General features: G+C 69.3%; 20 protein-coding genes, 1 tRNA gene and 4 pseudogenes. 6 read left to right on the forward strand and 19 right to left on the reverse strand.

What is annotated here, in order from left to right; genetic code table 11:
• A pseudogene (locus FCI23_RS39290) lies at positions 1–635 on the reverse strand (IS607 family element RNA-guided endonuclease TnpB); the annotation flags it as partial.
• 348 nt (positions 636–983) lie between these two features.
• Between FCI23_RS39290 and FCI23_RS39295 the strand changes: the two are divergent.
• Positions 984–1,427 (forward strand): SLATT domain-containing protein, encoded by a 444-nt coding sequence (locus FCI23_RS39295; protein ID WP_169317139.1) that lies wholly within the window; start codon positions 984–986, stop codon positions 1,425–1,427.
• Between the two features lie 322 nt (positions 1,428–1,749).
• On the opposite strand, the gene FCI23_RS39300 is transcribed toward FCI23_RS39295, so the two are convergent.
• On the reverse strand, positions 1,750–2,385 hold the full coding sequence (locus tag FCI23_RS39300) for a DUF6082 family protein (RefSeq protein WP_136728940.1): 636 nt from the start codon (positions 2,383–2,385) through the stop codon (positions 1,750–1,752).
• A gap of 399 nt (positions 2,386–2,784) precedes the next feature.
• Between FCI23_RS39300 and FCI23_RS39305 the strand changes: the two genes are divergently transcribed.
• A complete protein-coding gene (locus tag FCI23_RS39305; RefSeq protein WP_136728941.1) occupies positions 2,785–3,231 on the forward strand; it encodes a nitroreductase family deazaflavin-dependent oxidoreductase in 447 nt (148 codons plus the stop codon).
• 111 nt (positions 3,232–3,342) lie between these two features.
• On the opposite strand, the pseudogene FCI23_RS39310 reads toward FCI23_RS39305, so the two are convergent.
• The 6 genes and pseudogenes from FCI23_RS39310 to FCI23_RS39330 form a co-directional block, all read right to left on the reverse strand.
• Positions 3,343–3,765: pseudogene (locus tag FCI23_RS39310) on the reverse strand (GNAT family N-acetyltransferase); the annotation flags it as partial.
• Between the two features lie 12 nt (positions 3,766–3,777).
• Positions 3,778–6,729, reverse strand: coding sequence for a hypothetical protein (locus tag FCI23_RS39315; protein ID WP_136728943.1), 2,952 nt, complete (start codon positions 6,727–6,729; stop codon positions 3,778–3,780).
• Positions 6,730–7,290 (reverse strand): annotated as a pseudogene (locus FCI23_RS39320) (HSP90 family protein); the annotation flags it as partial.
• The gene (locus FCI23_RS60790) at positions 7,283–7,552 is read right to left on the reverse strand and encodes a hypothetical protein (protein ID WP_246144507.1); all 270 of its coding nucleotides are present in this window, start codon (positions 7,550–7,552) and stop codon (positions 7,283–7,285) included. The pseudogene FCI23_RS39320 and the gene FCI23_RS60790, both read right to left, overlap by 8 nt.
• A gap of 85 nt (positions 7,553–7,637) precedes the next feature.
• Positions 7,638–8,591, reverse strand: a complete 954-nt coding sequence (locus tag FCI23_RS39325; RefSeq protein WP_136728944.1) for a hypothetical protein — start codon at positions 8,589–8,591, stop codon at positions 7,638–7,640.
• Positions 8,592–8,705: 114 nt separating this feature from the next.
• Positions 8,706–8,960: a DUF397 domain-containing protein gene (locus FCI23_RS39330; RefSeq protein ID WP_136728945.1), complete on the reverse strand. Its 255-nt coding sequence runs from the start codon at positions 8,958–8,960 to the stop codon at positions 8,706–8,708.
• Positions 8,961–9,164: 204 nt separating this feature from the next.
• Here FCI23_RS39330 and FCI23_RS39335 point away from each other — a divergent pair, with 204 nt between their 5' ends.
• Positions 9,165–10,433, forward strand: a complete 1,269-nt coding sequence (locus FCI23_RS39335; RefSeq protein WP_136728946.1) for a glycoside hydrolase family 16 protein — start codon at positions 9,165–9,167, stop codon at positions 10,431–10,433.
• A complete protein-coding gene (locus tag FCI23_RS39340) occupies positions 10,433–11,803 on the forward strand; it encodes a chitinase (RefSeq protein ID WP_136728947.1) in 1,371 nt (456 codons plus the stop codon). Before FCI23_RS39335 ends, FCI23_RS39340 begins: the two co-directional genes overlap by 1 nt.
• A gap of 401 nt (positions 11,804–12,204) precedes the next feature.
• On the opposite strand, the gene gap is transcribed toward FCI23_RS39340, so the two are convergent.
• Together gap and FCI23_RS39350 are read right to left on the reverse strand one after the other, a co-directional pair.
• Positions 12,205–13,203, reverse strand: coding sequence for a type I glyceraldehyde-3-phosphate dehydrogenase (gap, locus tag FCI23_RS39345; protein ID WP_136728948.1), 999 nt, complete (start codon positions 13,201–13,203; stop codon positions 12,205–12,207).
• Positions 13,204–13,426: 223 nt separating this feature from the next.
• On the reverse strand, positions 13,427–14,374 hold the full coding sequence (locus FCI23_RS39350) for a GlxA family transcriptional regulator (RefSeq protein ID WP_136728949.1): 948 nt from the start codon (positions 14,372–14,374) through the stop codon (positions 13,427–13,429).
• A gap of 1,565 nt (positions 14,375–15,939) precedes the next feature.
• Here FCI23_RS39350 and FCI23_RS39360 point away from each other — a divergent pair.
• A complete protein-coding gene (locus FCI23_RS39360) occupies positions 15,940–17,112 on the forward strand; it encodes a hypothetical protein (RefSeq protein WP_136728950.1) in 1,173 nt (390 codons plus the stop codon).
• Positions 17,113–17,158: 46 nt separating this feature from the next.
• On the opposite strand, the pseudogene FCI23_RS39365 reads toward FCI23_RS39360, so the two are convergent.
• The 8 genes and pseudogenes from FCI23_RS39365 to galU form a co-directional block, all read right to left on the reverse strand.
• A pseudogene (locus tag FCI23_RS39365) lies at positions 17,159–17,251 on the reverse strand (nickel-binding protein); the annotation flags it as partial.
• Positions 17,252–17,526: 275 nt separating this feature from the next.
• Positions 17,527–17,600: transfer RNA gene (locus FCI23_RS39370), tRNA-Ala, on the reverse strand.
• A gap of 78 nt (positions 17,601–17,678) precedes the next feature.
• Positions 17,679–18,515, reverse strand: coding sequence for a divisome protein SepX/GlpR (sepX, locus tag FCI23_RS39375; protein ID WP_136728952.1), 837 nt, complete (start codon positions 18,513–18,515; stop codon positions 17,679–17,681).
• 117 nt (positions 18,516–18,632) lie between these two features.
• On the reverse strand, positions 18,633–19,253 hold the full coding sequence (locus FCI23_RS39380) for a GNAT family N-acetyltransferase (RefSeq protein ID WP_211265658.1): 621 nt from the start codon (positions 19,251–19,253) through the stop codon (positions 18,633–18,635).
• Complete coding sequence (locus FCI23_RS39385; protein WP_136728954.1) at positions 19,250–19,738, reverse strand: MogA/MoaB family molybdenum cofactor biosynthesis protein; 489 nt, start codon at positions 19,736–19,738, stop codon at positions 19,250–19,252. The genes FCI23_RS39380 and FCI23_RS39385 overlap by 4 nt, the downstream gene beginning before the upstream one ends.
• Positions 19,735–20,214 carry a cyclic pyranopterin monophosphate synthase MoaC gene (moaC, locus tag FCI23_RS39390; protein WP_136728955.1) on the reverse strand — a complete coding sequence of 160 codons (480 nt, stop codon included), beginning with the start codon at positions 20,212–20,214 and terminating at the stop codon, positions 19,735–19,737. The genes FCI23_RS39385 and moaC overlap by 4 nt, the downstream gene beginning before the upstream one ends.
• Positions 20,215–20,285: 71 nt before the next feature.
• Positions 20,286–21,545 carry a molybdotransferase-like divisome protein Glp gene (glp, locus tag FCI23_RS39395; RefSeq protein ID WP_265737805.1) on the reverse strand — a complete coding sequence of 420 codons (1,260 nt, stop codon included), beginning with the start codon at positions 21,543–21,545 and terminating at the stop codon, positions 20,286–20,288.
• Positions 21,542–22,450 (reverse strand): UTP--glucose-1-phosphate uridylyltransferase GalU, encoded by a 909-nt coding sequence (gene galU / locus FCI23_RS39400; RefSeq protein WP_136728956.1) that lies wholly within the window; start codon positions 22,448–22,450, stop codon positions 21,542–21,544. The genes glp and galU overlap by 4 nt, the downstream gene beginning before the upstream one ends.
• An 81-nt stretch (positions 22,451–22,531) precedes the next feature.
• On the opposite strand from galU, the gene FCI23_RS39405 reads away from it, so the two are divergent.
• A complete protein-coding gene (locus tag FCI23_RS39405) occupies positions 22,532–23,146 on the forward strand; it encodes a 5-formyltetrahydrofolate cyclo-ligase (RefSeq protein WP_136728957.1) in 615 nt (204 codons plus the stop codon).
• 207 nt (positions 23,147–23,353) lie between these two features.
• Here the strand turns inward: FCI23_RS39405 and FCI23_RS39410 are convergent, their stop codons facing one another.
• The gene (locus tag FCI23_RS39410) at positions 23,354–26,170 is read right to left on the reverse strand and encodes a penicillin acylase family protein (RefSeq protein WP_169317140.1); all 2,817 of its coding nucleotides are present in this window, start codon (positions 26,168–26,170) and stop codon (positions 23,354–23,356) included.
• Positions 26,171–26,333: the final 163 nt, after the last annotated feature.

The raw sequence follows: 26,333 nt of genomic DNA on the forward strand, positions 1-26,333 counted from the left end.
CCGACCGCCGTGCCGGGCCGGGTGGCAGGGGCGATGGTGTTGCGTTCCTCGGTCTGCAGGACCGCGAACCAGCGGCCCCGCTCGAACCGCACCGTCACCGACACAATCCGCATTCCGCCTTCGGCGATCGCGTCCGCGAGGGGCTGGACGTCCTCATGGAGGCGGATCCGGCCGAGGCGGGGCAGGACGACATGCCGCCGGTCATCGAGGCGGATGGTGCCGGTGGTGAACTTGCACGCCGGAGGAGCCTTCCGCTTCGACTTGAAACGGGGCCTGCCCATCCGGGCGCCCTTGCGCTCACCGCGCCGGGACTTGGCGTAGTTGTCGAACGCGGCGGCAGCGTTCGACAGGCCGGTGTTGTAGGCCTCCTTCGAGTTCTGCGCCCACCACTCCCGCAGGAAGGGGTCGGTGTGTTTGGCCTCGTTGAACGCCTTCCGCAACGACGGCAGCGACCACGACCGCCACGGAACGCGCTCTGCCTCGGGGACGCCGTAGGTCTCCTCCGCCGCGCGCTGCGACCAACTCGCCAGCACATGCCGCACTGCCCAGTTGTAGGCGACCCGCGCCGCCCCGCAATGCGAGGCCAGAGCCTGCAGGGCGGACGCGCCTGGGTCCAGGGCGAGCCTGTGGCCCACGACGTGGAAGCCGGGCCGCGCCTCGAACCCCCGCCGCTTCTTCTTCCCGCTCTCGGCAGGCTCCGCCCCGCTCAGTTGTGACCGCTGTCGAGAGCGACGAGTTGGTCATCCGCCTCTGGCGTCCCGGCCAGCCGGTGGAGACCTTCCGACGCAAGTAATCCCGCCGGCACCGGCGGGGATCGTCGCGGTCGAGGTCTCGGCACGGATCGTCCGCACAGAGCGTGAATCAGTCGCTCAATCCTTGGTGCGGCTGACCGCGCCATCTCGCAAACTGCTGGTATGTCACCTCGCCGCACCGCTCAAACAGAGCCCTGGGAACATGCCAGCGACCCCGCCCTCGCCTACGCCATGGACCAACTCGACTGGTTGAGGCGTGCGAAGAGGCGAGCTCGTGTCTTCACGCAGGCGGGCGACTTCCTGACGCTGTTGAGCACCGCCGCGACCGTTGTTGTCTCCGCCTTGAGCGCACCGGCGGCGATCAGTGCATCCCTTGCCGCGGTCGCTTTGTTTCTGACGGGGTTTCGCCAGGCCTTCAATCCCAACGAGCGCTGGGTAACCGCAGGCGTCTCCTGGCTGGCCCTGCACCAGGCGGTCGTCCGCTACCGCTTGACGCCACAGGCCGCACGGGACGACGCTGCTCGACAGGCGCTCATCGACCGCACAGTCGAAATCTCGGCAGCAGAGAACCGGGCATGGGCTGAACAGCGCCGTGCCACTCAGCCGCTCCCGCCGGGCACCAGCCTGAACGACGCGCAGGCGGCGCCCGGCGCGACGTCCTCCCCCGGCTCCTGATCGTTTTACTGTATGCTCTGGTGCTTTCGATGCCCGAAAGGAAGCAAAGGAAGTAGATGCGAATCACCAGGCGGCTGGACGAAGGTCAGCGATGCCTCAACGAGCTCAACTGCCCTTCGGTATTCTCCGTGTCGACAGGGGACGTCGCTTTCATCGGCCGCACAGCATCACCTGAACTCCGAAACACCCTTCCTGTAGGTTCAGGGGTAGGAGACGGGGAAGAACTCGTGGTAGTGCCACGAGAGGTTCTGATCAGCGCTGGGTGGCACCCGCCCGTGGCCTGATACCCCCGGTCGTGGCCCGACGGTCACCCGCTGTCGGGCTACGCCTTCAGTGGCTGACGTAGGTAGGCAAGCTCAGCTACCTCGTAGAACTTTCGCATCTGCCCCCCGTAAGGCGTCGTGCTGTTACGGGGGGCGCGAGTCTTTTCCCAGAACTCGCGGATCATCTCACTGCCGAAAATGTTGTGCAGACTTTCTTCCACTTCCTCGTCGGTGAAGTAACCCAACTCATAGCACATGCAGTGATGCGAAATGATCAGATTGCAGTACATGTACTGCTTCCTGCGATCGTCTGATATGTCGCGGCCGTAGTTTGGCCAGCATGTCATCAAGAGCGGATCTTCTATTGCCATCTGCAACAGTTTAAGGTGCTGTCCTCGGACAGCCGCCTCGGCTGAGCGGTGCGTGCTCTTGTGTTGATTCAGGGCGTCTTCTCGCTGAAGAGAAAGCTCTACCCGCTGAGCCTCCAATACCTCGCGATGCATACGCGCTTCCTCGCCCTGCTGATGGAAAGTGCGAGCGATGTAGATGAGTACAACGACAGACGTGGCAGCGGCGGCGGCGCCGTAGGCTTGGCCTGCGTTTCCGTTCGCAGTGGATTGAATTTCAGGAAGGCTCGTCAAGGCGAAGGTGAGTCCAACTGATCCAACGCATGAGGCTGCTGTAATGACCGCCATGACGAAGATCTCTCGCGCGCGACTTGATCCTGTCATGGCGACCCCCGATCTGCCGGCGCGCTTCCACGCGTCTGAGTCCTAGGATCCCCTGGAAAATTCACCCAAAACGGCTCATCGGAAGCATGGGTAGGGTGAGGGGGAGCACGGCCTGCACATGGGGGGCATAGCCCTGTCGACTTAGCCTGAAACGTGGCAAGGAGGGCGCATGCCGTCATTGAGACACGCGAAGAACTAAGGCCTCATACAGTACCAACCACCAACCGGGACAGCGACGACACGTTGGTCGCATCCGAGTGATGGAGCGGGACCCAGGCGGTGAAACCTTACCGATGCAGTCATGAGCGTTGATCGGTGCAGCTGCCGTCAGCGATGTGAGCCTTCGAAGATGGGACAGATGCCATGCCTCTAAAAGGTGAGTACGAGCCGAGCCCGGAGCGTTGGGTGCGCGATCAGGTCGAGCTGTTCGAGAGCTCCGGGGGTACCGAGGGCACGACGTTGCGGGGCCTGCCGGTCATCATCCTGACGACTCGAGGCGCGAAGAGCGGCAAGATCCGCAAGACTCCGCTCATGCGGGTGGAGCACGAGGGCACCTACGCTGCCGTCGCCTCGCTGGGCGGCGCCCCCAAGCACCCGGTCTGGTACCACAACATCGTGGCCGACCCCCAGGCGGAACTACAGGATGGCCCGGTGCGCCAGGACATGACGGCCCGTGAGGTCACCGGAGAAGAGAAGGCCCTGTGGTGGGGGCGCGCGGTCGAGGCGTATCCCGACTATGCCGATTACCAGGAGAAAACAGACCGCGAGATCCCTGTCTTCGTCCTGGAACCGACAGCCAAGGATCACTGACCATACGACGGAACGCGCCGTCGGGGGCGTTCGTTTTTGACCCGGCACTGGCGGTCCGGACCGACTGAGAGGGGTGAACAACGGCACTGACAACAGAGAGGACACGCCCCCTCAGCCGCCCGGCCGACGCGCAGCGACATGCACGTGGAACGAGGTCCATACGTCGGGCGGCAGGCTGGGCCGGCCTGGTACTGGTCTGCGTTCCTCGGTCCATGCCTCACCGGCAATCTCGGTGGCGAGGCAACGCCAGAAGCGCACCGCGGCCGCGTTGTCGTCCTGAAAGGCGACTTCCCAAGGACCCGGGTACTTGGCAACCACCTCCTGGACGGCGCTCAGCCCGATCCCGGTCCTGCGCGCCCCGCGCACCACGAAGAAGCTGTTCAGTACACGCGTCTGTCCGGCCAGGCCGCGGACGAGAGCAAATCCGACCGGCCGCTCGCCGCTCATCAGCAGGTACGGCGCCCAGTCCGCGTCATTGAATGCCGCCTGGAGCCGTTCGCTCCGGAACGTCCCGTCCGGGCCCCCTGCCCCGCCGACGGCGGTCGTTCATCCCGGACGGCGGGAGGCGAATTCGTCGCGCAGATTCGCGAGGACTTTCGCCGCCTGCTGGAGGCCGGCGGCCTCACACCGGCTGACCGCCGCGTCGAGCCTGGCCGTCGCCGCCTGTGGCGAGCGCAGTCCGTTGGCCTCGATCAGCGCGGCGACGCGGACTGCCTCGGCACGGGGGGTCTCGCCCCGCGGGCCGCCTTCCTCGTAGGCGGAGACGGCGCGCTCCATCTCGGCGAGTGCGTCGGCGAAGCGCTCGGCTCCGGCGAGAGTGCGGGCACGCCGGTAGTGGGTGGCTCCGGCCTGGTACCAGTGGACGAAGTCGTCGGCCTCCTCATCGACGCAGGCGCGGAGTTCGTCGGCTTCGGTGAGATGCCCGAGGGCCGCATCGAGGCCGTCGGCTCCTTCGGAGGCCATGGTGAGGGCCGCGAACTCGCGCATCATGTCGGCGACCCGGCTCGGGTTGGGGGACTTGCGGTGCGAGACCACAGCGCGCTCGTACGCGGCGCGGGCGGCGTCCCAGCGGTCCGCCCGCGCCAGCGCGACAGCGGCTTCGCAAGCGACCAGAGTATGCGTGCCCTGTTCCTCCCAGGCCGCGACGGTGTCGGCCAGACGCAGGAACTGCTCGGCGGAGGCCCGGTGCTCCTCCAGGTCCCGCAGGCCTCGTGCCAGGCTGAGCCGGATCTGGGCGAGGAGCCGCTCGTCGACAGCGGCCGAGGCGTCGTCCAGGACCAGGGACTCCAGGATCGCGACGGCGTCGGCTTCCCGCCCGGAACGCCCGAGGACGTCGGCGAGCTGGAGCCGGGTCTCCGCGGCTGCGTTGTCATCGGCCTCCCTGTCGAACCGTGAGGCCGCCTCGGACAGGTACCGGACCGCGCCGGGCAGGTCACCGGCGTGGGAGGAGGCGTGGCCCAGCAGCATGTAGGTGCGCGCCACGGGGAACGAGGTGTCCTCGAACCGGGTCGCTCCGGCGAGCGCCTGCTGCAAGGACGCCACAGCCTCCTCGGGCTTGTCCTGCTGGAGGAGGATCTGCCCCAGCTGCGCTTCCAGCCGCGGCGCCCGCCACGGTCTGCCGTTCGCCTCGAGGATGTCCAGAGCGGTCCGCAACTCCGCGACGGCCTCGTCGGGGCTGCCGGTACGAACCGCGATATCGGCGGTATACATGCGCACGCCGACCGCCTGGTGGGGAGTCTCCAGCCGGGCTGCCTCGGACAGCACAGCCCCTGTCAGGGACTCGAACCTCTCACGGGTCGCCGTGGAGAGGTCCGGCAGTTCTGCCGCGGCCTCGGAATGCGCTGCGAAGGCCCGGCACTGCAGCACCGTGAGGTACTTCTCCGGGGCACCGGCTGCGCCCGCTTCGGCTGCGCCCGCGTCAGCGGTTCCGGCGGCCAGCAGTTCTTCCGCGTCGCGCAGAGCGGCGTCGAGATCGGACCACGACGGGGAGCTGTCGGTGGCCGGGCGGTCGGTTCCCTGTCCGGACCGCCAGGCGACCGTGGCCATGCGGGCCCGGGCCGCGACGGCGTGCCAGGGCAGGCCGGCATCCCGTTCGAACAGCTCGGCCGCTTCGGCCATGGCGGCGTTGCCGTCCGCCCAGCGCTCCTCCTCGTATGCGGCAAAGGCGCGCTGCTCGGCCAGTTCGGCCCGCAGCCGGGCCTCCGGGCCCAGTTCGGGATCGTGGACGTGGTCGTCGGCGGCCACGCGTTCGGCGATCCGCTCCCATAGAACGGTGTCGCCGGGATGGCCGTCGGCCGCCAGCTGCCGGGCCTGGGTCACCAGCGTCGCGAAGTCCTCGGGTATGTCCCGCGAGGCGGCCGGCGCGGGCGCGGACGCGGCGGGGACGGCGGCGGTCGAGGTCCGCAGGCCCAGGGGCAGGGGCTCGGCGAGCAGTGGGGGGTGGGCCGTGCGGAGGCGGCGCCGGTCACCGACCGCGGTGGTGCCGTTTCGCGCGTCAAAGGCCGCGGCCAGGGCGTCCGCCTCGCCGCTGACGTGGGCCAGCAGGGTCTCGGCCGTCCAGTTCCGCCCGAGCGGCCCGGCGACGGCTGTGGTGGCGTATCCGTCCTCGACCAGGCGGCTCAGCAGTACCTGGACACCGGTGAGGAAACCCAGGAGGGAGAACGGAGCACCGGTGGCGTCGAACAATGTCCGGTTCTCCGCGAGAATCTCCAGCCCCCGGCCCTCGTTCCGCGACAGCGCGCAGAACTCGAGGTGCAGGCCCACCTCTTCGGCCATTCCGGCCTTGCCCCGGGCGAAACGGTAGCCGACCAGGTGGTGCGAGCGGGCCTCGTCGGTGCGGCCGAGGCGCAGCAGCGGCAGCAGCGCATGCGCCTGGCTGACGTAGGGCTCCTCCGAACACCCCTGCCCGCCGCTGAGGACCGGCCGCCAGATGTCCAGCGCACGCTGTTCGTCGCCGGAACGGAGGTGGTGCAGTGCCCGGTGCCGTGTCTCGCAGGCCTCGCAGTCGCTCAGTTCTTCGCGGGGCCGGGTCACCCACAGGTCGTAGGCCGCCAGGTGGTCGGATCCGGTGTGTGCGGCGACCCGGTGGCGCATGGCGGCCACCGGCTGCATCCCGTGTCCCGCGTCGCGGTAGCGGTCCCGCATCTGGTCCGTCCACCCCCGGATCGCGGTCAGGGAGATGTCGGGGACTTGGAGCAGCGACGTCGTCACCCACTTGAAACGCCAGAGGACCTGGCGGGCCTCCCTTTCGCTGAAGGCGCCGGGCTTGCTGTCCCTCAGCTTCAGAACGCGGGCGAAGACGACTGGTGATTTGCGGTGCTCGCCGGTGTACTCGTACGCGGACATCAGCTCCAGCAGCGCCGTCACCAGGACGTCGGGCTCCTCGAACTGCTCTGCGGCATCGACCAGTTCTTCGGCTGTCACGGTGCGGTGCAGGCCGTAGGGCCGCTCGTTGTTCTCGCGCAGCGCCTCGAAGACGGCTTCCGGGGTCTCCAGCATTTACGGCTCCTTCCGGGGCTCGGGCGCGGCGCCCTGGTCATGCATGGCGTGGGTGAGCAGGCCGATGAAGGCCCGGTTGAGCAGCGCGCTCTCGGCGGCCCGAAGCGGACGGCGCGTCATCAGAAGGGCTTGCCCGTACAGCGCCTCGACGGCGGTGACGGCCAGTCCGCGTTCGGTGATCGTCGCGGCGCGGCGCACGAGTGGGTTGAGGTGGTTGAGGACCAGCTGTGCCCGGGGCGCTTCGGCCCGCAGCGAGCCGAGGATCTCGGCCCACAGCCCGTCGCTTCCCTCGGCCAGATCCGCCCGGGTCCGCTCGTGGCGGGCCTCCCGGTTGTCCAGCAGCAGCGCGGGGGCGGTGACGGGGTGGAAAGTGCGCAGGACGACATCGCAGTCGTACTCGCCGATCACCTCGCGCGCGATCGTGAGGAACGCGGCCGCGGCCAGTTCCGCGGACGGGTCGACCGAATCCAGATGCGCGGTGACCGTGGCGGGGTCCAGGTCGGTGACGGCGGTGCCGGGCCGGATCTCGGGCAGCCGGTGCACCAGGTCCCGGTCATAGGTGGATGGTGGCCAGGAAGGTGTGCACATCGGCCTCGGACAGACCGATGCCGGTGTCGGTCACGGTGAGCGTGTCCCCGGTACGGACCGTGATGGTGGCGGGAGTGCCGGGGAACCGGACCTGCCGCGCGGTGATCGCATCCGTGGCGTTCTGCAGCAGCTCGCGCAGATAGACGCGGGGGCTGGAATAGAGGTGGTGGGACAACAGGTCCACCAGGCCTCGCAGATCGACCTGGAAAGTGTGGGCTGTCTCGGACTGGGGCACCTGATGGGCTTCCTCGGTGAGCGGCGAACGTCGGTGAACGCTGGCGAATGTCTGGGCTGGACAGGGACCGGGGCGTGCGGCTGATTCAGCCGCCGACCGCGTCACGCCACGTGCGGAACGGCTTCACCGGATCCGCGCCGTTGATGTACTGCCACGGGAACTCCGTGACGCGCCCGTCGATGGCGTTGAAGAGCTCCGCCGCAGCCTTCTTCTCACCCGCCAGCGAGAAGGCCATGGCGAAGGAGTTGTACGTGTTGAGCCAGCCGCGCGGGCGGCCATGGGTGGGGTGGCGGATGGACCGGTCCGCGGCCTCGTGCAGTTCCGCGACGACGTCGGCCCGGCGGATGTACTTCGCGTCCTCACCCGGCTCGAGTTCGCCCCACTGCTCCAGGTGCGCGATGGCGACGAGTTCGCCGAGCGCGCTGCCCTGGGAAGCGTTCAGCATGGACGTGCGGGCGAAGGCGTGCATCTCCTCGTGCGAGCCGCTCCACTTGGCGCACACCTGCTGCAACTGCTGCTGATGGGCGCCCAGATGCTCGGGGCAGCGCTTGACCGCCGCCTCGAAACGGAGCCGGGAGATATCCTGCCCGACCTCCAGTCCGCGCCCGGACATCTGCAGGAAGTACCACGGCGCGACCCAGTCCGGTTCGCGCTCCGCCACCTCGTACAACTGCTCCTCGGCGACGCGCAACCGCTCGTGGAAGGTCTGGAACTGCTCCCGGGAGACATTCGTCGCCCGCGCCCTGGTCCGCGCCTCCCACGCCCAGCTGACCCGGCGTGCGCCCGAGACCAGCAGCGCGAGCGCCGAGTCCGGCTCCGCCGCGATCACCGCCGGGATCCACTCCTCGATCCCGGCCGTTTTGGCGGCGTGCGCCAGCAACCAGGTCCGCTCCTGCCCCTCGGGTACGGCGGACAACCGCTCCCGCATCGCGGACCAGTCCCGCCCCCCGGCGGCGGCGCGCAGCCGCGCCAGATCCGGGTCCCAGTAGTCCGGATCCGTCCTCGGAGCGGATCTGGAAAAACGCCCGAACAACCTCATGACGGCCCCCTCGTGCCTCTTACGTCGTGCCCCACGGCAACATGGCACGGCCGCAGATCACCGTCCCCTAGGAAGTGATTATCATGCCGGGCCGACAGGGCGGTCGCGAGGTGTTCAGAGGGCGGTGAACTCCCCGCGCCCGGCGGCGCTCACGAAGGCGCGCCAGGAGGCTGCGGGGACGACGAGCGCAGGGCCGTCGTGGTTCTTGCTGTCGCGTATGGGGACTGTACCGGTGGGGGCGAGGGCGCGGCTGAACTCGACGCACTCGCCGTCGTTGCCGCCGCTGTAGCTGGATTTGGTCCAGGTCACCCGGCGAAACGCCGTCCCGCGCCCGGCCAGGTCGCCCAGAACCGCCTGTCCGAGGAGCATCCGGGGCCCGGCCCGTGTAGGGCTCGACGATGTGGGGCAACGTTAAGGTATAGACCTTTGCTAGAAGTATTGACGCCCCTCACCCCCACCACTTAAATCACGTCGTGAGCTAAGACGTGAGAGAAGCGCTCCCGAGCGTCCCCCCACCTGTCAGGGGCATGACCCCACTCTCCGATCCCTGACGCCCCGACCAAGGAGTCCGGCATGTCGGTATCACCCGCCATACGACGCATACGCCCACTTGCGTTGCTCGCAGCCGCCGTCCTGACGCTCTGCGGCGCGCTCCAGCAGCCCGCGTCCCCGCACAGCGCGAGCGCGCTCGGCATCGCCCCGGCAGCCGCCACCGCGACCTTCACCGACGACTTCAACGGTACGGCCGGCAGTGCCGTCAACAGCTCCAACTGGCGCCCCGAGACCGGTGACAACGTCAACAACCACGAGCGCGAGTACTACACCAGCGGCACCAACAACGCCGCGCTCGACGGGCAGGGCGACCTGGTCATCACCGCCAAGAAGGAGAACCCGGCCAACTACCAGTGTTGGTACGGCACCTGTACGTACACCTCCTCCCGGCTGTCGACCGCGCAGACCTTCACCCAGGCGTACGGCCACTTCGAGACGCGCATGAAACTGCCGCGGGGCCAGGGCATGTGGCCCGCGTTCTGGATGCTCGGCAACAACATCGGCACCGTCGGCTGGCCCAACAGCGGTGAGCTCGACATCATGGAGAACGTCGGCTACGAGCCCGGCACCATCCACGGCACCATCCACGGCCCCGGCTACTCCGGCTCGGCCGGCATCGGCGCCGGATACACCCTCCCGAACGGGCAGAGCTTCTCCGACGCCTTCCACACCTTCGCGGTGGACTGGTCGCCGAACTCCATCTCCTGGTCCGTCGACGGCATCGTCTACCAGACCCGCACCCCCGCCGACCTGGGCGGCAACACCTGGGTGTTCGACCACCCCTTCTACATCATCCTCAACCTCGCCGTTGGCGGCTACTGGCCCGGCGACCCCGACAGCACCACGTCGTTCCCGCAGCAACTCGTCGTCGACTACGTGCACGTCACCACCAGCAACACCGCCGCCGTCGGCCACCCGATCACCGGGATCGGCGGGAAATGCATCGACATAGCCGGGGCGAACAGCGCCAACGGCACAGCGGTGCAGCTCTACGACTGCAACGGCTCCAGCGCGCAGCAATGGACCGTGGGTTCCGACGGCACCCTGCGCGCGCTGGGCAAGTGCATGGACATCACCGCCGCCGGTACGGCCGACGGCACCCAGATCCAGCTTTACGACTGCAACGGCACGAACGCCCAGAAATGGACCGTCAGCGCGGCGAACGACATCGTCAACCCGGCGACGAACAAGTGCCTTGACGCGACCGGCAACAGCTCCGCCAACGGCACCAGGCTCCAGATCTGGACCTGCACCGGCGGCGCCAACCAGAAATGGACCGTGACCGGCTGATGAGAAGACTCGCGACATTCCTCGCCGCCGCCCTCGCCGCCGGCGCCCTGAGCACCTTCGTCATCGCCCCGGCCTCCGGCGCCGACCCGACAGGACCGATCACCGGGATCGGCGGGAAATGCATCGACATAGCCGGGGCGAACAGCGCCAACGGCACAGCGGTGCAGCTCTACGACTGCAACGGCTCCAGCGCGCAGCAATGGACCGTGGGTTCCGACGGCACCCTGCGCGCGCTGGGCAAGTGCATGGACATCACCGCCGCCGGTACGGCCGACGGCACCCAGATCCAGCTTTACGACTGCAACGGCACGAACGCCCAGAAATGGACCGTCAGCGCGGCGCACGACATCGTCAACCCGGCGACGAACAAGTGCCTTGACGCGACCGGCAACAGCTCCGCCAACGGCACCAGGCTCCAGATCTGGACCTGCACCGGCGGCGCCAACCAGAAATGGACCACGCCGGCCAGCACCACCACCCCACCGCCCGCCAGCGGAGTGCAGGCCGTGGCGCCGTACATCTACAACGGCTGGGGCAACCCGCCGGACCCGACGACGATCATGTCGGCGACCGGCGTCAAGTGGTTCACCCTCGCCTTCGTGCTCAGCAACGGCACCTGCAACCCGCAGTGGGACGGCTCACGGGCGCTCACCGGTGGCGTCGACCAGACCACCATCAACAAGATCCGGACGGCCGGCGGCGACGTCGTCCCGTCCTTCGGCGGCTACAGCGGCAACAAGCTGGAGTCCTCCTGCACCAGCGCCTCCGCGCTCGCCGGCGCTTACCAGCAGGTCATCAACGCCTACGGGCTCAAGGCCATCGACATCGACATCGAGGCCGACGCGTACAGCAACGCCACCGTCCAGCAGCGCACTGTCGACGCGCTCAAGATCATCAAGACCAACAACCCCGGCATCGTCGAGTACGTCACCATCGGCTCCGGGCAGACCGGCCCCGACACCGGCCTGATCAACAAGGCGGCCGCCTCCGGGCTGACCGTCGACAGCTGGACGATCATGCCGTTCGACTTCGGCGGCGCCGGCCAGAACATGGGCAACCTCACCATGCAGGCCACCGACGGTCTGAAGAACGCCCTCAAGACCGCCTACGGCTACACCGACGACCAGGCGTACCGGCACAGCGGTATCTCCTCGATGAACGGGATCACCGACGCCAGCGAGACCGTCACCGTGGCCGACTTCCGCACCATCCTCAGCTACGCGCAAACGCACCACCTGGCACGGCTGACCTTCTGGTCCGCCAACCGCGACCGGCCGTGCCCGGGCGCATACCCGAACGACGACACCTGCTCCGGCGTCTCCCAGGCTGCCTGGGACTTCACCCGCACCTTCGCGGCGTACACCGGGTGACCCCCCGGCGATAGTTCTCCGCTCTCCGGCCATGCAGGCGTGCATCCCACGATGCACCATGCTGCGGCCGGGGAGCGGAGGCATATCCGGACGAGCGGGGGAGGACGACAGACGGGCCCGCCAACGGGCGGCGGCGATCCGGGACACGGGCCGCGTATTGGTCAGCATCGGCCGGCAGGACTCCTCCCCCGTACCTGTCAAGCAGCGCGTGTGCAGCAAGTGCACCTGCTCACGCCGGAAATAGCCAGACAGTGTGCGGTGCAGCCGCTCTTCCCCGGCCCCCGGCTGACGCCTTGGCCGACGCTGCCCACGCAGGCCTGAGGGCGGCCAGGGGCCGGTCGGGTTCAGGCCCCTGACGGTCAGTCGTGCGCGGTCGGTCGCGCGCGGTCGGTCGCACGCGCTCAGTCGCGCGCGAGCAGCTCGAGCGTGTCGATGACGCGGTTCGAGAAGCCCCACTCGTTGTCGTACCAGGCCACCACCTTGACGTGCTTGCCGTCGACGCGGGTGAGTGCGGCGTCGAAGATCGCCGACGCCGGCTGGCCGGTGATGTCGCTGGAGACCAGCGGCTCGTCGGCGTACTCGAGGATGCCCTTGAGCTTGCCGTCGGCGGCGGCACGGTAGGCCGCGACCACCTCGTCGCGGGTGACCTCGCGTGAGACCGTGGTGTTCAGCTCCACGATCGAACCCACCGGGACCGGCACCCGGATCGAGTCGCCCGACAGCTTGCCGTTGAGGTTCGGCAGCACCCGGCCGATGGCCTTGGCGGCCCCGGTGGTGGTGGGCACGATGTTCACGCCGGCGGAGCGGGCGCGGCGCAGGTCGCGGTGGGGGCCGTCCTGCAGGTTCTGCTCCTGGGTGTAGGCGTGCACCGTGGTCATGAAGCCGTGCTCGATGCCGGCCAGGTCGTCCAGCACGGATGCCAGCGGAGCCAGCGCGTTCGTGGTGCACGAGGCGTTCGAGATGATCACGTGCTCAGCGGGGTCGTAGGCATCGGTGTTCACACCGTAGGCGAGCGTGACGTCGGCGCCGTCGGAGGGGGCGCTCACCAGCACGCGTTTGGCGCCGGCGTGGATGTGTGCGCGGGCGGCATCCGCCGCGGTGAAGCGGCCGGTGGACTCGAGCACGATGTCGACGCCGAGCTCGGCCCACGGCAAGTTGGCGGGCTCGCGTTCGGCGAGCACCTTGATGCGGCGGCCGTCGACCAAGAGCTCGGTTCCGTCGACCTCGACGGAGCGGCCGAGGCGGCCGAGCGAACTGTCGTACTTGAGCAGGTGCGCGAGGGTTTCGGGGGCGGTGAGGTCGTTGATGGCGACCACTTCGAGGTCGCTGTCGCGCTCGAGCAGGGCGCGGAGGGTGTTGCGTCCGATACGGCCGAATCCGTTGACGGCGATGCGGGTCATGGGGGTTCCTTTCGTTCCGCCCTCCATGGTCGGCATCCGAATGCCGGGCCGACAGTGGCGTGAACGACAACATGCGCAAGGGTCCCGCCACATCTTTCGCCAGCGCCCGCAAGGATCCCGCCACCTCTCCCCGTTTACAGGCGTTCACAGGACCAGCGCGCCAGTACCCGCCGCACCAGCCGGACCGGCGACCCCTCCCGTAAACGCACAGGCCTCGGGGAGCTCAGGCCGAAAAGGTGTGACGGTACTCAGTCGGGGAGGTGCCGAGAATGCGGTGGAAGTGCAGACGCAGGTTCGCGCCGGTGCCGAGCCCGACTCGGTCGGCGATCTGCTCCACGCCCAGATCGGTGCGTTCAAGCAGCTCGCGTGCCAGGTCCACCCGCGCCCGGAGCACCCACTGCATCGGCGTGTAGCCGGTGTCCTCCACGAACCGCCGCGAGAAGGTGCGCGCCGACACCCCCGCGTTGCGGGCGAGCGCCTCGAGGGTCAACGCTTCGGCGAGGTGCGCCAGGGCCCACTCACGCGTGCTCGCGAACAGGTCGCCGAGCGGCTCGGGCACACTCCGGGGAACGTACTGCGCCTGCCCCCCGCTGCGATAGGGCGCCGCCACCAGCCGTCTCGCCACGTGGTTGGAGAGCCCGACGCCGTGGTCGCGCCGCACCAGGTGCAGGCACAGGTCGATGCCGGATGCCGCGCCCGCCGACGTGAGCACGTCGCCCTCGTCCACGAACAGCACGTTCTCGTCGACCAGCATGAGCGGATGCCTCTCGGCGAGAGCCTTCGTATAGTGCCAGTGGGTCGTCGCCCGCTTGCCGTCGAGCAGGCCCGTCGCCGCCAGCGCGAACGCCCCTGTCGAGATGGCCGCGAGCCGGGTCCCACGCTCGTGGGCGGCCATGAGCGCGCCGACGACCGCTGCCGGCGGTTCTGTGGTCGCCGGATCCCGATAGCCGGGGATGAAGATGGTGTCGGCGTGCTCGAAGGCCTCGAGGCCCTCGGCCACGTGATACGAGAGGCCGTCGCCGCCGGTCACCAGTCCGGGCGCGGCGCCGCACACCCGCACCTCGTAGGGCATGCTCGGCCGGTTGGAGAACACCTGCGCGGGGATGCCGACGTCGAGCGGCTTCGCACCCTCGAGCACGAGCACGGCGATGTGGTGGTTCTTCCGACTCATCGGGCCTCCTTCGATTCTCCCGTGATCGAACGGGCATCCGGTCGCACCCGTGACCTCGATGACATCTACCGCAAGCATCCTGCCACTGGCCGGCGGATGCCTCAGAGCGGACATCCACCCCCGCCTGCCGGACAACCAACCCGCCGAACAACCCCACTACCCACAACCCCATGACGGCCCCAAGACCGTGCGAGGGCGGACGAGCACACCTCCTGCTGCGGCCCGCGGCCATCCACCACCCCGAACGACCTCGAACAGACACCAGAAACGACAAAAATCCCGACCGTCCAGGTGAACGGTTCATCTGCGGGCATCCCCTGTGGCCCTGGCTCCCGGCTGCTTTGCCTGGCGTCGGGCCCTCAGTTCGCCCAAGGCGCTGGTTGCGATCAGTAGCAGGGTGAGCCCCACGCCTGCGAGGACGGCGACGGACGGCGAGGCCGCGGCTCTGCACAGCGCCAACCAACGTGGCGCTGGTCGCGTAGCCGACGCCGGTCGCCGCGTACATCACCGAGTACGCCGCCGCGTGCGCGCTGGGCGGCAGGGCCTCGCGGAGCGACAAGGCGCGGGTCAACTGCACGCCGGATTGCAGCAGCCCGGCGACGAGGAGAGCGCCCGCGATCCAGGGCAGCGAGCCCGCTGTGGCGACGAGGGTCACGCACCCGGCGACGGCCAGCAGGAGGACCAGGCTCTGCGCGCGCAGCGAGCCGGGCCAGGTGCCGCGCAGGCCATATAGGGCAGCCCCGGCGGCGGAGGCGATCGAGAATCCGGCGAGGAGGGGGCCCGCCCAGCCGGCGCCGATCGCCCGCTGCTCCAGCAGCGCGGGCAGGATGAGTTCGGCCAGCGCCAGCAGGGACATTGCGGCGGCGCCAGTGACGTAGATGGGCCAGGCACGGACGAGCGTTCGCGCCATGGAAGCGCCCTCCCGGTCATCCGCCTCCGCTACCCACCCGGCTGGCAGTGCCCACAGCCCTGCTGTGGCCGCGGCCATCAGTACGGCGGCGAGCAGGAGCGGCAGGGGCGGGGCAAGGCTCAGCGCGAGCACCCCGGCGAGCGCGGGGGCGGCGAACCGTGGCCCCCGACCGCGTAGTGGCGGTCGTGGGGTCGCGGTCGTCCGGCCGATGAGCGGCGCATCGCACCGTCCTCTGCCTTGTGCCCCGTGCCTTGTGCCCCGTGCCTTGGTACGGCTGAACGCTGGTTCGCCCATGCCCCCTCCCAGCCGTCTCACGAGAACCGTCCCCGCCTGGCACCATCCGCCCAGCGAACGCCGCGGGCTGGCACTACTGCGGCGGCGCCGAGGAGGGCATCTTGCTCATTCCTGGTACGCGGGGCCGAGCCGCCTGGGCGGCACAGTGCCCGTATGCATGCCCGTCCCCACCCCCGTGCCCGAGCCCGTCCTCCCCATCCCTGGCCAGCGGCATGACGCCGTCGAGCCCGCCAACGCGTGAGCGGGCGGCCGACCGCAGCGGGCGCGAGGTCTCGGCCTGGGCGGCCTGGGACCGGCGCCGGACGGACCCGCGTGCGCGGCATGTCCGGATTGCCGGTTGCCGCGTGGTAGGAGTGGGCCGGTGGGCGACGCGCGATCGACGGCAGCGGACGGGTCCGGCCAGGAGCGGCAGAGGTTTGTGGTCGGTCTCCTGGCGGCGCCCGGCCTGGCGCAGGAACTCTCCGGGAAAATCGCGGGCACACTCCGGACCCGCCTGCGTCGGCGCTTTCCGGACATCGAGTGGCACGTGGTGACGCGCACCGAGATGCTCGCCGGAGCCGGGGCGGGCATGGGCGTCGACCTGGTCCGGCTGACCCGCGAGCGGATGCTCGACGAGGGCTGGCAGGTCGCGCTGTGCCTGACCGATCTCCCGCTGCACGTGGGGCGGCGACCGGTGACCGCCCATGTGAGCGTCACGCTCGGCGTAGGCGTCATCTCGGTACCGGCGCTGGGGGCCGTCGACCTCCGTGACCGGGCGGCGGAGGTGGCGCTGCGCATGATGGACCGACTGTTCACCAGGAGATCTGAAGACGGCCGCCAGTCCGCCCGCCCGACCCGTATGCGGGCTCGTGTGCGGGCTCGTCTGCGGGCTCGTATGCAGGAGTTGGAGGAACTCTCCTCGCCCTTGGGCCGCCCGTACACCCCGGACAAGGAGACGGTGCGGTTCGTCACCGCGGCGGGTCAGGGGAACCTGCGTCTGCTGGTGGGCATGGTCCGCGCGAACCGTCCCTGGCGACTGGTCTCCGGACTGTCGCACGCGCTGGTCGGTGCGCTCGGCGCGGGCGCCTTCGCGCTCGCCTCCCCGGGTTTGTGGCAGATCGCCGACGGCATGGGCCTGGGCCGGGTGCTCACGCTGGCGTTCGGTTCCATGGCCGCCATCAGCGGGACGCTCATCGTCGCCCACGGGTTGTGGGAACGCAGCCCGTCGCCCGAAGCGCGCGACCGGGTGGTGCTGATGAATCTGGCGACCTCCTTCACCGTCATTCTGGGAGTGCTGACGCTCTACGCGGCGCTGCTGATCATCGTCGGCGTGTGCGGGACGGCCCTGATCCCCTCCAGTGTCCTGCGGAACCAACTCCACCACCCGGTCGACCTGGGCGACTACCTCCGGGTCGCCTGGACCGTCAGTTCGCTGGCCACCATCGGCGGTGCACTGGGCGCTGCTCTGGAGAGCGACTCCGCCGTGCGCGAGGCTGCCTACGGCTACCGGCCGTCCGAGCGCTCGGACGCCAACCGCCGAGGTACGGACGCCTGAGCGGCCCGGCTGCCGTGGCGCCGGTCAACGAGACTGAGCCGCGCGCCTACACCGAAAGCGGGACGGGGTGCACCTCGTCAGCGGGGTGTCCGGCCCGTTCGTGGACGCGCCTGACGGCGTCGGCGGACGGCGCTTCGGCGAAGGCCAAAGGTCAGTCCTTGCCCGCCACGTAATGGATGTTGAGGATGTCGCCCTCCACCCTCTGGGCCCGCACGTCCATGCCTGCGGTCCCCGCAACATGTCCGCATCTCCACCCCCGGTCCGTTCCGACGCGGGCCGCCGCGCTTCCCAGCGGCCCGGCAGGCCGACTTTCACACAACTGGAGGCCCAAACGACGAGATCCCGATCCGACGGTGACCGTCTGATCGGGATCTCGTGAACAGTTCGCAGGCGAACCCGCGAACGGTCGTTGTGTGGACCTGAGGGGATTCGAACCCCTGACCCCCTCGATGCGAACGAGGTGCGCTACCGGACTGCGCCACAGGCCCTTGCAACGAGGAAAACTCTAGCATCCCGGCGAGGGTGGTCCGCTCACGTGCTGATCACGCGCCGCTCACGCACGCAGGTCACTCGTTGGCGGCGCGGGGGCGGTCGGGGTCGCCGTACTGGTCGAAGAGGGGGGTGCGGTCGCGGCGGCGGGCGCGGCGGGGGGCTACGGGGGCGGTGGCGTAGGTGGGGTGGGGAAGGGGGGCTTCCCAGGTGTCTTCGGAGGGCTGCTGGCGCTGCTGGTCGACCCATTCGGCGTGGTCGGTCTGCTCGACGAGGGCGCGGCGGTCGGCGGTGCGGGGGGCCGGAGCGGGTTCGGGGGCCGGGGGCTGGGCGGGGGGGGCCGGGGGGATGCGCTCGCGGAGGCGTTTGGCGGCTTCGGCGGCGCGGCGCTGGTCGAGCTTGACCTCGTAGCGGCGGCGTTCCTGGGTGCGGAGGTGGCCGATGTAGAGGCTGAGCAGGACGGCGGGGACGACGGGGGCCCAGAGCAGGGAGAGGCCGCCGACGGCGGCGACGATGGCGCCGGCTGTGAAGGCGAGGAAGAGCAGGGTGGTGGTGCGGCGGCGGCGGGCGAGGACCTTGGCGCGGGGGTTCGGGGCCGGTGCCGGGGACGCCGCCTGGGCCGACGCGGAGCGGGGCGGCTTGACCTCGGTGGCGGGCACGGCGAGGGCCCGGACGTCCACCGCTTCGGCGGGCGGTTCCGGGCGGTCGGCCTCGGGCGCCGGCTCGGTCTCGTCGAGCTCCTTGGCGTACTTGCGTTCAAGCGCCGCGCGTCCGGACAGGAGCCGGATGGCGGTGCTGAAGCGTTCCGTCGGACGGGCTTCGTTGAGCTCGTCCTGCCTGCGGAGCCACATCGGCACCAAGTAGGCAGCCCAGGCCCCGACGATGACTGCGTAGATGAGGCCGCTGCTGCTCACGCATCACACGGTAAGGGCCATAGCGGCGGGGCATACGTAATTCCGCCCGGTGTGTCGCACGATCTGGCTGATACTCAGAGATTTTTTTGTTATTGGGTTCATTTTCGAATATTTGTTTTATTTCTGCGGGGTGCCCGGTCTTGCCTGGTGCCAGCGGCTGAGCAGACCCTCCGGGATCTCCTCCGCCGTCAGGGCGAAAACGAGATGGTCGCGCCAGGCGCCGTCGATGTGGAGATAGCGTGGGCGCAGTCCTTCTTCCCGGAAGCCGAGCTTTTCGACGACGCGGCGGCTCGGCGCGTTCTCCGGCCGGATGCACACCTCGATACGGTGCAGCCCCACATAGCGGAAACAGTGGTCCACGGCGAGCGCGACCGCCGTCGGCATCACGCCGCGCCCGGCGACGGCCTCGTCGACCCAGTAGCCGATGTGCGCCGAGCACATGGAGCCCCAGGTGAGCCCGGCGACGGTGAGCTGCCCGGCGAGCTGCCCCTGGTACTCGATGACGAACGGCAGCATGCGGCCGGCGTTGGCCTCGCCGCGCAGGTGCCGGACCATCTGACGGAAGGTGGGCCGCTGGATGAGATGGCCCGGCGGGGCGGGGGGCACCGTGGCCTCCCAGGGGCGCAGCCATTCGCGGTTGCGCCGGTTGACCTCACGCCAGGCGCGCTGGTCGCGCATCCTTATGGGGCGGAGGACGATGTCGCCGTCCCTCAGCTCGGCCGGCCATGACCCGTTCAGCTTGGTCTCCCTGACATGGGGTGGTCGCCGCCCGCGATCTGGTCGACGGCGTGGGCAAGGATCGGGGCGAGCACGGCGAGACCGTCCTTGACGCCGCCGGTCGAGCCCGGAAGGTTCACCACAAGGGTGCGCCCCGCGACGCCCGCGGTGCCACGTGAGAGGGCCGCGGTCGGGACCTTTTCCCGCCCGGCGGCCCGGATCGCCTCGGGGATGCCGGGGATCTCGTAGTCCAGGACCCGGCGGGTCATCTCGGGGGTGCGGTCGGTGGGCGAGATTCCGGTGCCGCCGGTGGTGATGACGAGGGCGTACGACGCGGCCACCGCGTCACGGAGGGCCTGCTCGACCGGGTCGCCGTCGGGGACGACCAGCGGACCGTCGGCGGTGAAACCGAGCGCTGTCAAGGCTTCCACGATCACCGGGCCGCCCCTGTCCTCGTACACCCCTGCGGACGCCCTGTTGGACGCGGTGATGGCGAGGGCCTTCATGCCCGGCTCCAGTCGCCGGACTTGCCGCCGGTCTTCTCCTCGACCCGTACGTCGGTGATGACCGCCGCCTTGTCGACCGCCTTGACCATGTCGATGACGGTGAGGGCGGCGACGCTGACCGCGGTGAGCGCCTCCATCTCCACGCCGGTGCGGTCGGTGGTCTTCACGGTCGCGGTGATGTCGACGGAGTCGTCGGTGATGGTGAGGTCGAGCTTGACGCCGGAGATGGCGAGGGGATGGCAGAGCGGGATGAGGTCAGGGGTGCGCTTGGCGCCCATGATGCCGGCGATACGGGCGGTGGCCAGGGCGTCGCCCTTGGGGACCCCCTCACCGCGCAGCAGCTCGATGACGCGGGGCGCGACGAGGACCCGGCCGGTGGCGCGGGCGGTGCGGGTGGTGACGTCCTTGGCGGAGACGTCGACCATCCGGGCGGCACCCGCGGCGTCGAGGTGCGTCAGGTGGTCCTGTTCGGTCATCGGTGTGGCGCTCCCACTGCTGCTCCCGCTGCTGCGCTGCCTTGCTCTACGTGGGGAGCCACGGTACCCGTTCAGTCGAGCAGTATGACGTCCACCTCCGCGCCCGGGGCGACCTCTGTCGTGTCCTCGGGGACGACGATGAGGGCATTGGCGTGGGCGAGGGCCTTGACGAGGTGGGAACCGGCGCCGCCCACGGGGCTGACGGTACCTCGCGCTTGGTCGTACCGGCCGCGCAGGAACTGCCTCTTGGCCTTCGGCGAGGAGGCGACGCCCTCCGCGCAGACCGCGCGCAGGGAGGACCGGTGGACGGACTCGACCCCCATGAGGGTGCGGATGGCGGGGCGGACGAAGAGCTCGAAGGAGACATACGCGCTGACCGGGTTGCCGGGGAGGGTCAGCAGCGGGGTGCCGTTGAGGAAGCCGAAGCCCTGGGGCTTGCCGGGCTGCATGGCGAGCTTGCGGAAGTCGATCTCGGAGAGCGCTTCCTTCACGACGTCGTACGCTCCGACGCTGACGCCGCCGGTGGTGACGAGCATATCGGCGCGGATCAGCTGGTCCTCTATGGTGGTGCGGAATGTCTCGGCGTCGTCGGCGACGGCCCCGACGCGGTAGGCGAGGGCTCCGGCGTCGCGGGCGGCGGCGGTGAGCATGAAGCTGTTGGAGTCGTGGATACGGCCGGGTGCCAGCTCCTCGCCGGGCTGGACGAGTTCGCTGCCGGTGGACATGACGACGACACGGGGCCGGGGCCGCACCCGGACCGAGGCCCGGCCGATGGCGGCGAGCAGCGCGATCTGCGGCGGCCCCAGGACGGTGCCGGAGGCGAGCGCCAGCTCCCCCGCGGCGACATCGCTGCCCCGGGCGCGGATGTGAGCGCCGGGTTCGGCGGGGCGGCGGACCCGGACCTCGCCGCTGGTGTGCCGGGTCATGGCGGTGGCGGGGGCGCTGTCGCCGGTGCCGCCGTCGGTCCATTCGACGGGGACGACGGCGTCGGCGCCGGGGGGCATCGGGGCGCCGGTCATGATGGCGGCGGCTTCGCCGGGGCCGACGGCCGGCAGTTCCTCGGCGCCGGCGGCGACATCGCCGATGACGGTGAGGACCGCCGGGTGCTCGGCCGTCGCGCCCTCCGTGTCGATCGCGCGGATCGCGTAGCCGTCCATCGAGCTGTTGTCGAAGGACGGCAGCGCCAGGGGCACGGTGACGTCCTCGACGAGGACACAGCCCTGGGCGTCGAGGAGTTGCAGTTCGATCGGGTCCAGCGGCCGGATCTGCCCCAGGATGTTGTCCATGTGCTCGGAGACGGACCAGACACGGTCCGTCGTGCTACTGCTCAATCCTGGAGCTCCTCTTTGACATACGTACGCAGCCAGGTCCGGAAGTCCGGGCCCAGGTCTTCACGTTCGCATGCCAGTCGGACAATCGCACGCAGGTAGTCGCCCCGGTCTCCGGTGTCATAGCGGCGGCCCGTGAAGACGACGCCGTGCACCGGGCCGCCTGCCCCCTCGTCCCGTGCCAGCTCGCGCAGCCCGTCGGTCAGCTGGATCTCGCCGCCGCGCCCGGGCTGGGTCTTCTTCAGGACCTCGAAGATCGCCGGGTCGAGGACATAGCGGCCGATCACCGCGTACGAGGACGGCGCCTCGGCCGCCGCCGGCTTCTCGACGAGGTCGGTGACCCGGACGGTGTCCTCGGCATCGGTGGGGAGTATCGCGGCGGAACCGTAGAGGTGGATCTGGGCCGGGTCCACCTCCATCAGGGCGACCACACTGCCGCCGAACCGCTCCTGGACCTCGATCATGCGGGAGAGCAGCGGGTCGCGCGGGTCGATGAGGTCGTCGCCGAGAAGCACCGCGAAGGGCTGGTCGCCGATGTGCGGCTCGGCACAGAGCACGGCGTGGCCCAGGCCGCGCGGGTCGCCCTGGCGCACATAATGCATGGTGGCGAGGTCGTTCGACTCCTTGACCTTCGCCAGCCGTGACTCGTCGCCCTTGTGGGTGAGGGCCTCTTCGAGCTCGTAGTTGCGGTCGAAGTGGTCCTCCAGCGCGCGCTTGTTGCGGCCGGTGATCATCAGGACGTCGGAGAGACCGGCGGCGACCGCCTCTTCGACGACGTACTGGATAGCGGGCTTGTCGACGACCGGGAGCATTTCCTTGGGCGTCGCCTTCGTGGCGGGCAGAAACCGGGTGCCGAGGCCGGCAGCGGGGATGACAGCCTTGCTGATCCGGGTACGCGCGAGAGTCATGCAGTGCACCATAACGGCTGCGTATGAGGCGAAGATGAAGTTCTTGCCGATTAGTGGAGGTAGGCGGCGATTGTGCGCCAAATGAGTGACGACAGCCACGAAAACCCTCGTGCCGAAACTAGCAAGGCCGCATTGCGCGCAGATCTCCTGCAGATGAGACGCGGGTTTACTTCTGATGACCGTGAGGCGGCTGCCCGGCGGCTCACGGAGAACGCGGTCGGGCTGCCGGAACTCGCGGCGGCGCGGACGGTCGCCGCATATGTGTCCGTCGGTGGCGAACCCGGCACCCGCGGCCTGCTCGACGCTCTCCGGGAGCGAGGAGTACGGGTGCTGTTGCCGGTACTTCTGGCCGATAACGATCTGGACTGGGCGCTCTACTGCGGCCCGGGAGGTTTGCGGCGAGCCGCGCGCGGGCTCCACGAGCCGGTGGGCGATCGGCTCGGCGCCGATGCCGTGCTTCGCGCTGACGCGGTCCTGCTGCCGGGACTGGCCGTGGACACCTCCGGGCTCCGCCTGGGGCGCGGAGGGGGATCGTACGACCGCGTACTGGCCCGTCTGGAGGCGGCGGGGGCGCGACCGGCGCTGATAGTGCTGCTTTACGCCCACGAGGTGCTGGCCGCGGTGCCGGCGGAGGGGCACGACCGGGCCGTCGATGTCGTCGTCACCCCGGAGGGGGTGCGGCGCTTCGCGCGGTGACCCGCGCTGATCCGGGCCGCTGGCGGGTGGGCGCCCCACTGCGCCTGCGGCGGCCTTTCCGCGCCCGCCCTCCACTTCCGGCGGACCGCGGCGGGCACCGCCCTTCTGAGGGCAGCTGTCCGCCGCCGGCGGCCATCGGTGCGCTGCGGGCAGCCGGGCCGCAACCGGCCGGCTGCGGGGGGTAACGGGGGGCGCCGCCGCAGGCGGCTATGGCTTGAGCGTCAGCGTGTCCTGTGTGGCGGCGGCGACGCTCTTTTCGGAGAAGGACCAGGGCAGGAGTTCGCCCTTGGCCCATTTGGTCGTCTGGTCGGAGTAATGCGCGCTATATGCGTGGCCCGACGCGCCCGTGAGGTTGATCCAGCGGGATTTGTCGAAGTCGGCGAGGTTGACGACCATGCGCATGGAGGGGACCCAGACGACGTCGTAGCCGCCGGCGGCGTTCCAACCGGTGGCGTCGACGGCGGCTTCGCCGCCGCCCAGCTGCCAGGGGCCGCGGTTGAGGAGCCATTTGACGATGCTGGGGCCGCTGGTGCCGAGGGTCTGGTTCTTGAGCTCCAGCGTGTGGAGGCGGCCCCAGGACCAGGTGTTGATGTCCTTGCCGAGCTTCGCGGTGAGCTCGTAGCGGGCGTCGGTCATGGCCTGGGCGAGGAGCTCGTCGCGGTTGGTGCTCTTCTTGCCGCTGCCGGTGCCGTCGTAGAAGACGGAGACGGAGGTGTTCCACCACTTGTTGTTCTGGTCGGGGAGGATCTTGCGGACCACCTCGAACCAGCGGTCGCCGCCGTCCGGCTGGGCCTGGTCGGCGGCGCGCTGGCCGCATTCACGGACGAGCTTGGAGTGGCCGTTGAGGTCGTCGACGGGACCGGATTGGTCGACGGCGGGGACGGTGAGGCACTGGCCAATGGGGCGGAGCTCCTTGGGCAGTTTGTTGCCGAAGGCCAGCTTGAGGACATTGCGCCAGACGGCGTTGAAGTACGCGGCGGCGGCGGAGTCGGAGTCCTGGCTGTAGTCCCAGCCCTTCAGGAGCTTCTGGGCGTTGCCGACGTAGTTGCCCTTGTCGTTCTTGATGTTGATCTTGAGGAGGTAGGGCACGAGCAGCTTGGCGATCTCACTGCTGCTGTCGCTCTGCATCTCCCGCATGTCGTCCATCGAGATGAGGCCGTTGTCCTTGGTCTTGGACTTGATGAGCTCGGTGATCCGCTGGCTGCGGGTGCCGTAGCCCCAGTCCTCGGTGAGGAGGTACGGGTAGCTCTTGTCTATGACGGCCTGGTTGGCGGTGACGATGTAGCCGCGCTTGGGGTTGTACTCGTACGGCATCGCGGACTGCGGGATGTAGCCCTTCCAGCGGTACCTGGAGTCCCAGCCGGGGGCCGGGTAGGTGCCGTCATCGCCGGTGGCGCGGATCGGGATCTGGCCGGGGGCCTGGTAGCCGATGTTGTTCTTGGTGTCGGCGTAGATCAGGTTCTGGGAGGGAACGGCGAAGTCCCTGGCAGCGGCGCGGAAGGAGTTCCAGTCCGTGGCCTTGTCGAGCTCGAAGACCGCGTCCATGGTCTTGGAGGGGGTCAGAGCGGTCCACTTCAGGGATACCGCGTAGCCGCTGCCCCGGTCGGGGGCGGCGCTGGCGACGGGCGCGTCGCCGCCGACCTTGCGGAGCTCGGAGTCGCGGTCGGAGATCACCGGGCCGTCGTCCTTGGTGGAGCGGACGGTGATCGTACGGGGGGAGCCGCCGGCGACCTTGATGGTCTCCTTGCGGGTGATGAAGGGCACTTGCTTGCCGTCGTAGAGGTAGGTGTTGCTGGTGACCTTCTGCAGGTAGAGGTCGGTGACGTCGGCGCCGAGGTTGGTCATGCCCCAGGAGATGTCCTGGTTGTGGCCGATGACGACGCCGGGCATGCCGGAGAAGGTGTAGCCGGCGACATCGAAGGGACAGGCGGCCGACACCGTGTTGCAGTGCAGGCCCATCTGGTACCAGAGGGAGGGCATCTGCGGGGCGAGGTGCGGGTCGTTGGCGAGCAGCGGCTTGCCGGTGGTGGTCAGCTTGCCGGAGACGACCCAGGAGTTGGAGCCGATGCCGTTGCCGGACGGGCCGAGCAGGGCCGGGATGGCGTCGAGGGTGTTGGAGAGCGAGGCGAGCTTGGACTGGACGTTCGCCGAGGCGCTGTTCGCGGAGGTGCTGGCCGTACCCGTGGTGCCGGTTGTGCCCGTGGTGCCCGTGGTGCTGGCCGTACCTGTGGTGCCGGTGGTACCTGTCGTACCCGTCGTCGTACCGCCGCTTGCGGCGTCCGGCTCGTAAGCGCCGGTCACGGGGTTGACCGTGCCGCCGTCGACGATCGTGTTGTTCTTGTACGGATAGGACGGGTAGAGCTCGGCGATCTGGGAGGTGGTCAGCCGGCTGGTCATCAGCGAACGGTCGATCTCGTCCTGCATGTTGCCACGCAGGTCCCAGGCCATGGCCTTGAGCCAGGCGACCGAGTCGACGGGGGTCCACTTCTCGGGGGTGTAGCTGCCCTTGGCGATCTTCAGAGCGGCGTACTCGACGGAGAGGGCGGCGCCGGTGTGGTTCTTCAAGTAGGCGTTGACGCCGTCGGAGTACGCCTGAAGGTACTTCTTGGTGCTCGGGGAGAGCTCGGTGTCGTACTCCTTCTGCGCGACCTGGCGCCAGCCGAGGGTGCGGAGGAAGGCGTCGGTCTCCACCTGGCCGCTGCCGAACATCTCCGAGAGCCGGCCGGAGGTGAGGTGACGGCGCACGTCCATCTCGTAGAAACGGTCCTGTGCCTGTACGAACCCCTGGGCGCGGAAGAGGTCTTCGGGGGTGTTGGCGTAGATCTGCGGGATGCCGTTGCTGTCCCGCTTGACCTGGACGTCCCCTGACAGGCCCGCCACCTTCACCGAGCCCGTGGTCTGCGGGAACGAGGCGCGTACGGTGCCGACGCTCCAGTACGAGCCGTATCCGATGCCCGCCACCAGCAGGAGCACGAACGCGATCACGACGAGTCGCGTGCGGCGGGACTTTTTCTTGGCGGGCATCGCTGTCCTTCGGAGGGGCAGGGCGGACCGTTTACTGGGTCACACCTTAGGTGCAGCGCATCCCCGCGCCCCACGCGGAGTCACCGGGAGCACGTGGTTTCCCAAGATCAGGTAAAATATTAGGTAAGGCAATGAACTCCCGTCCCTGTTCCTGCCCCTGTTC

The organism is Actinacidiphila oryziradicis (assembly GCF_005047355.1).
In the GTDB taxonomy this organism is placed as follows: domain Bacteria; phylum Actinomycetota; class Actinomycetes; order Streptomycetales; family Streptomycetaceae; genus Actinacidiphila; species Actinacidiphila oryziradicis.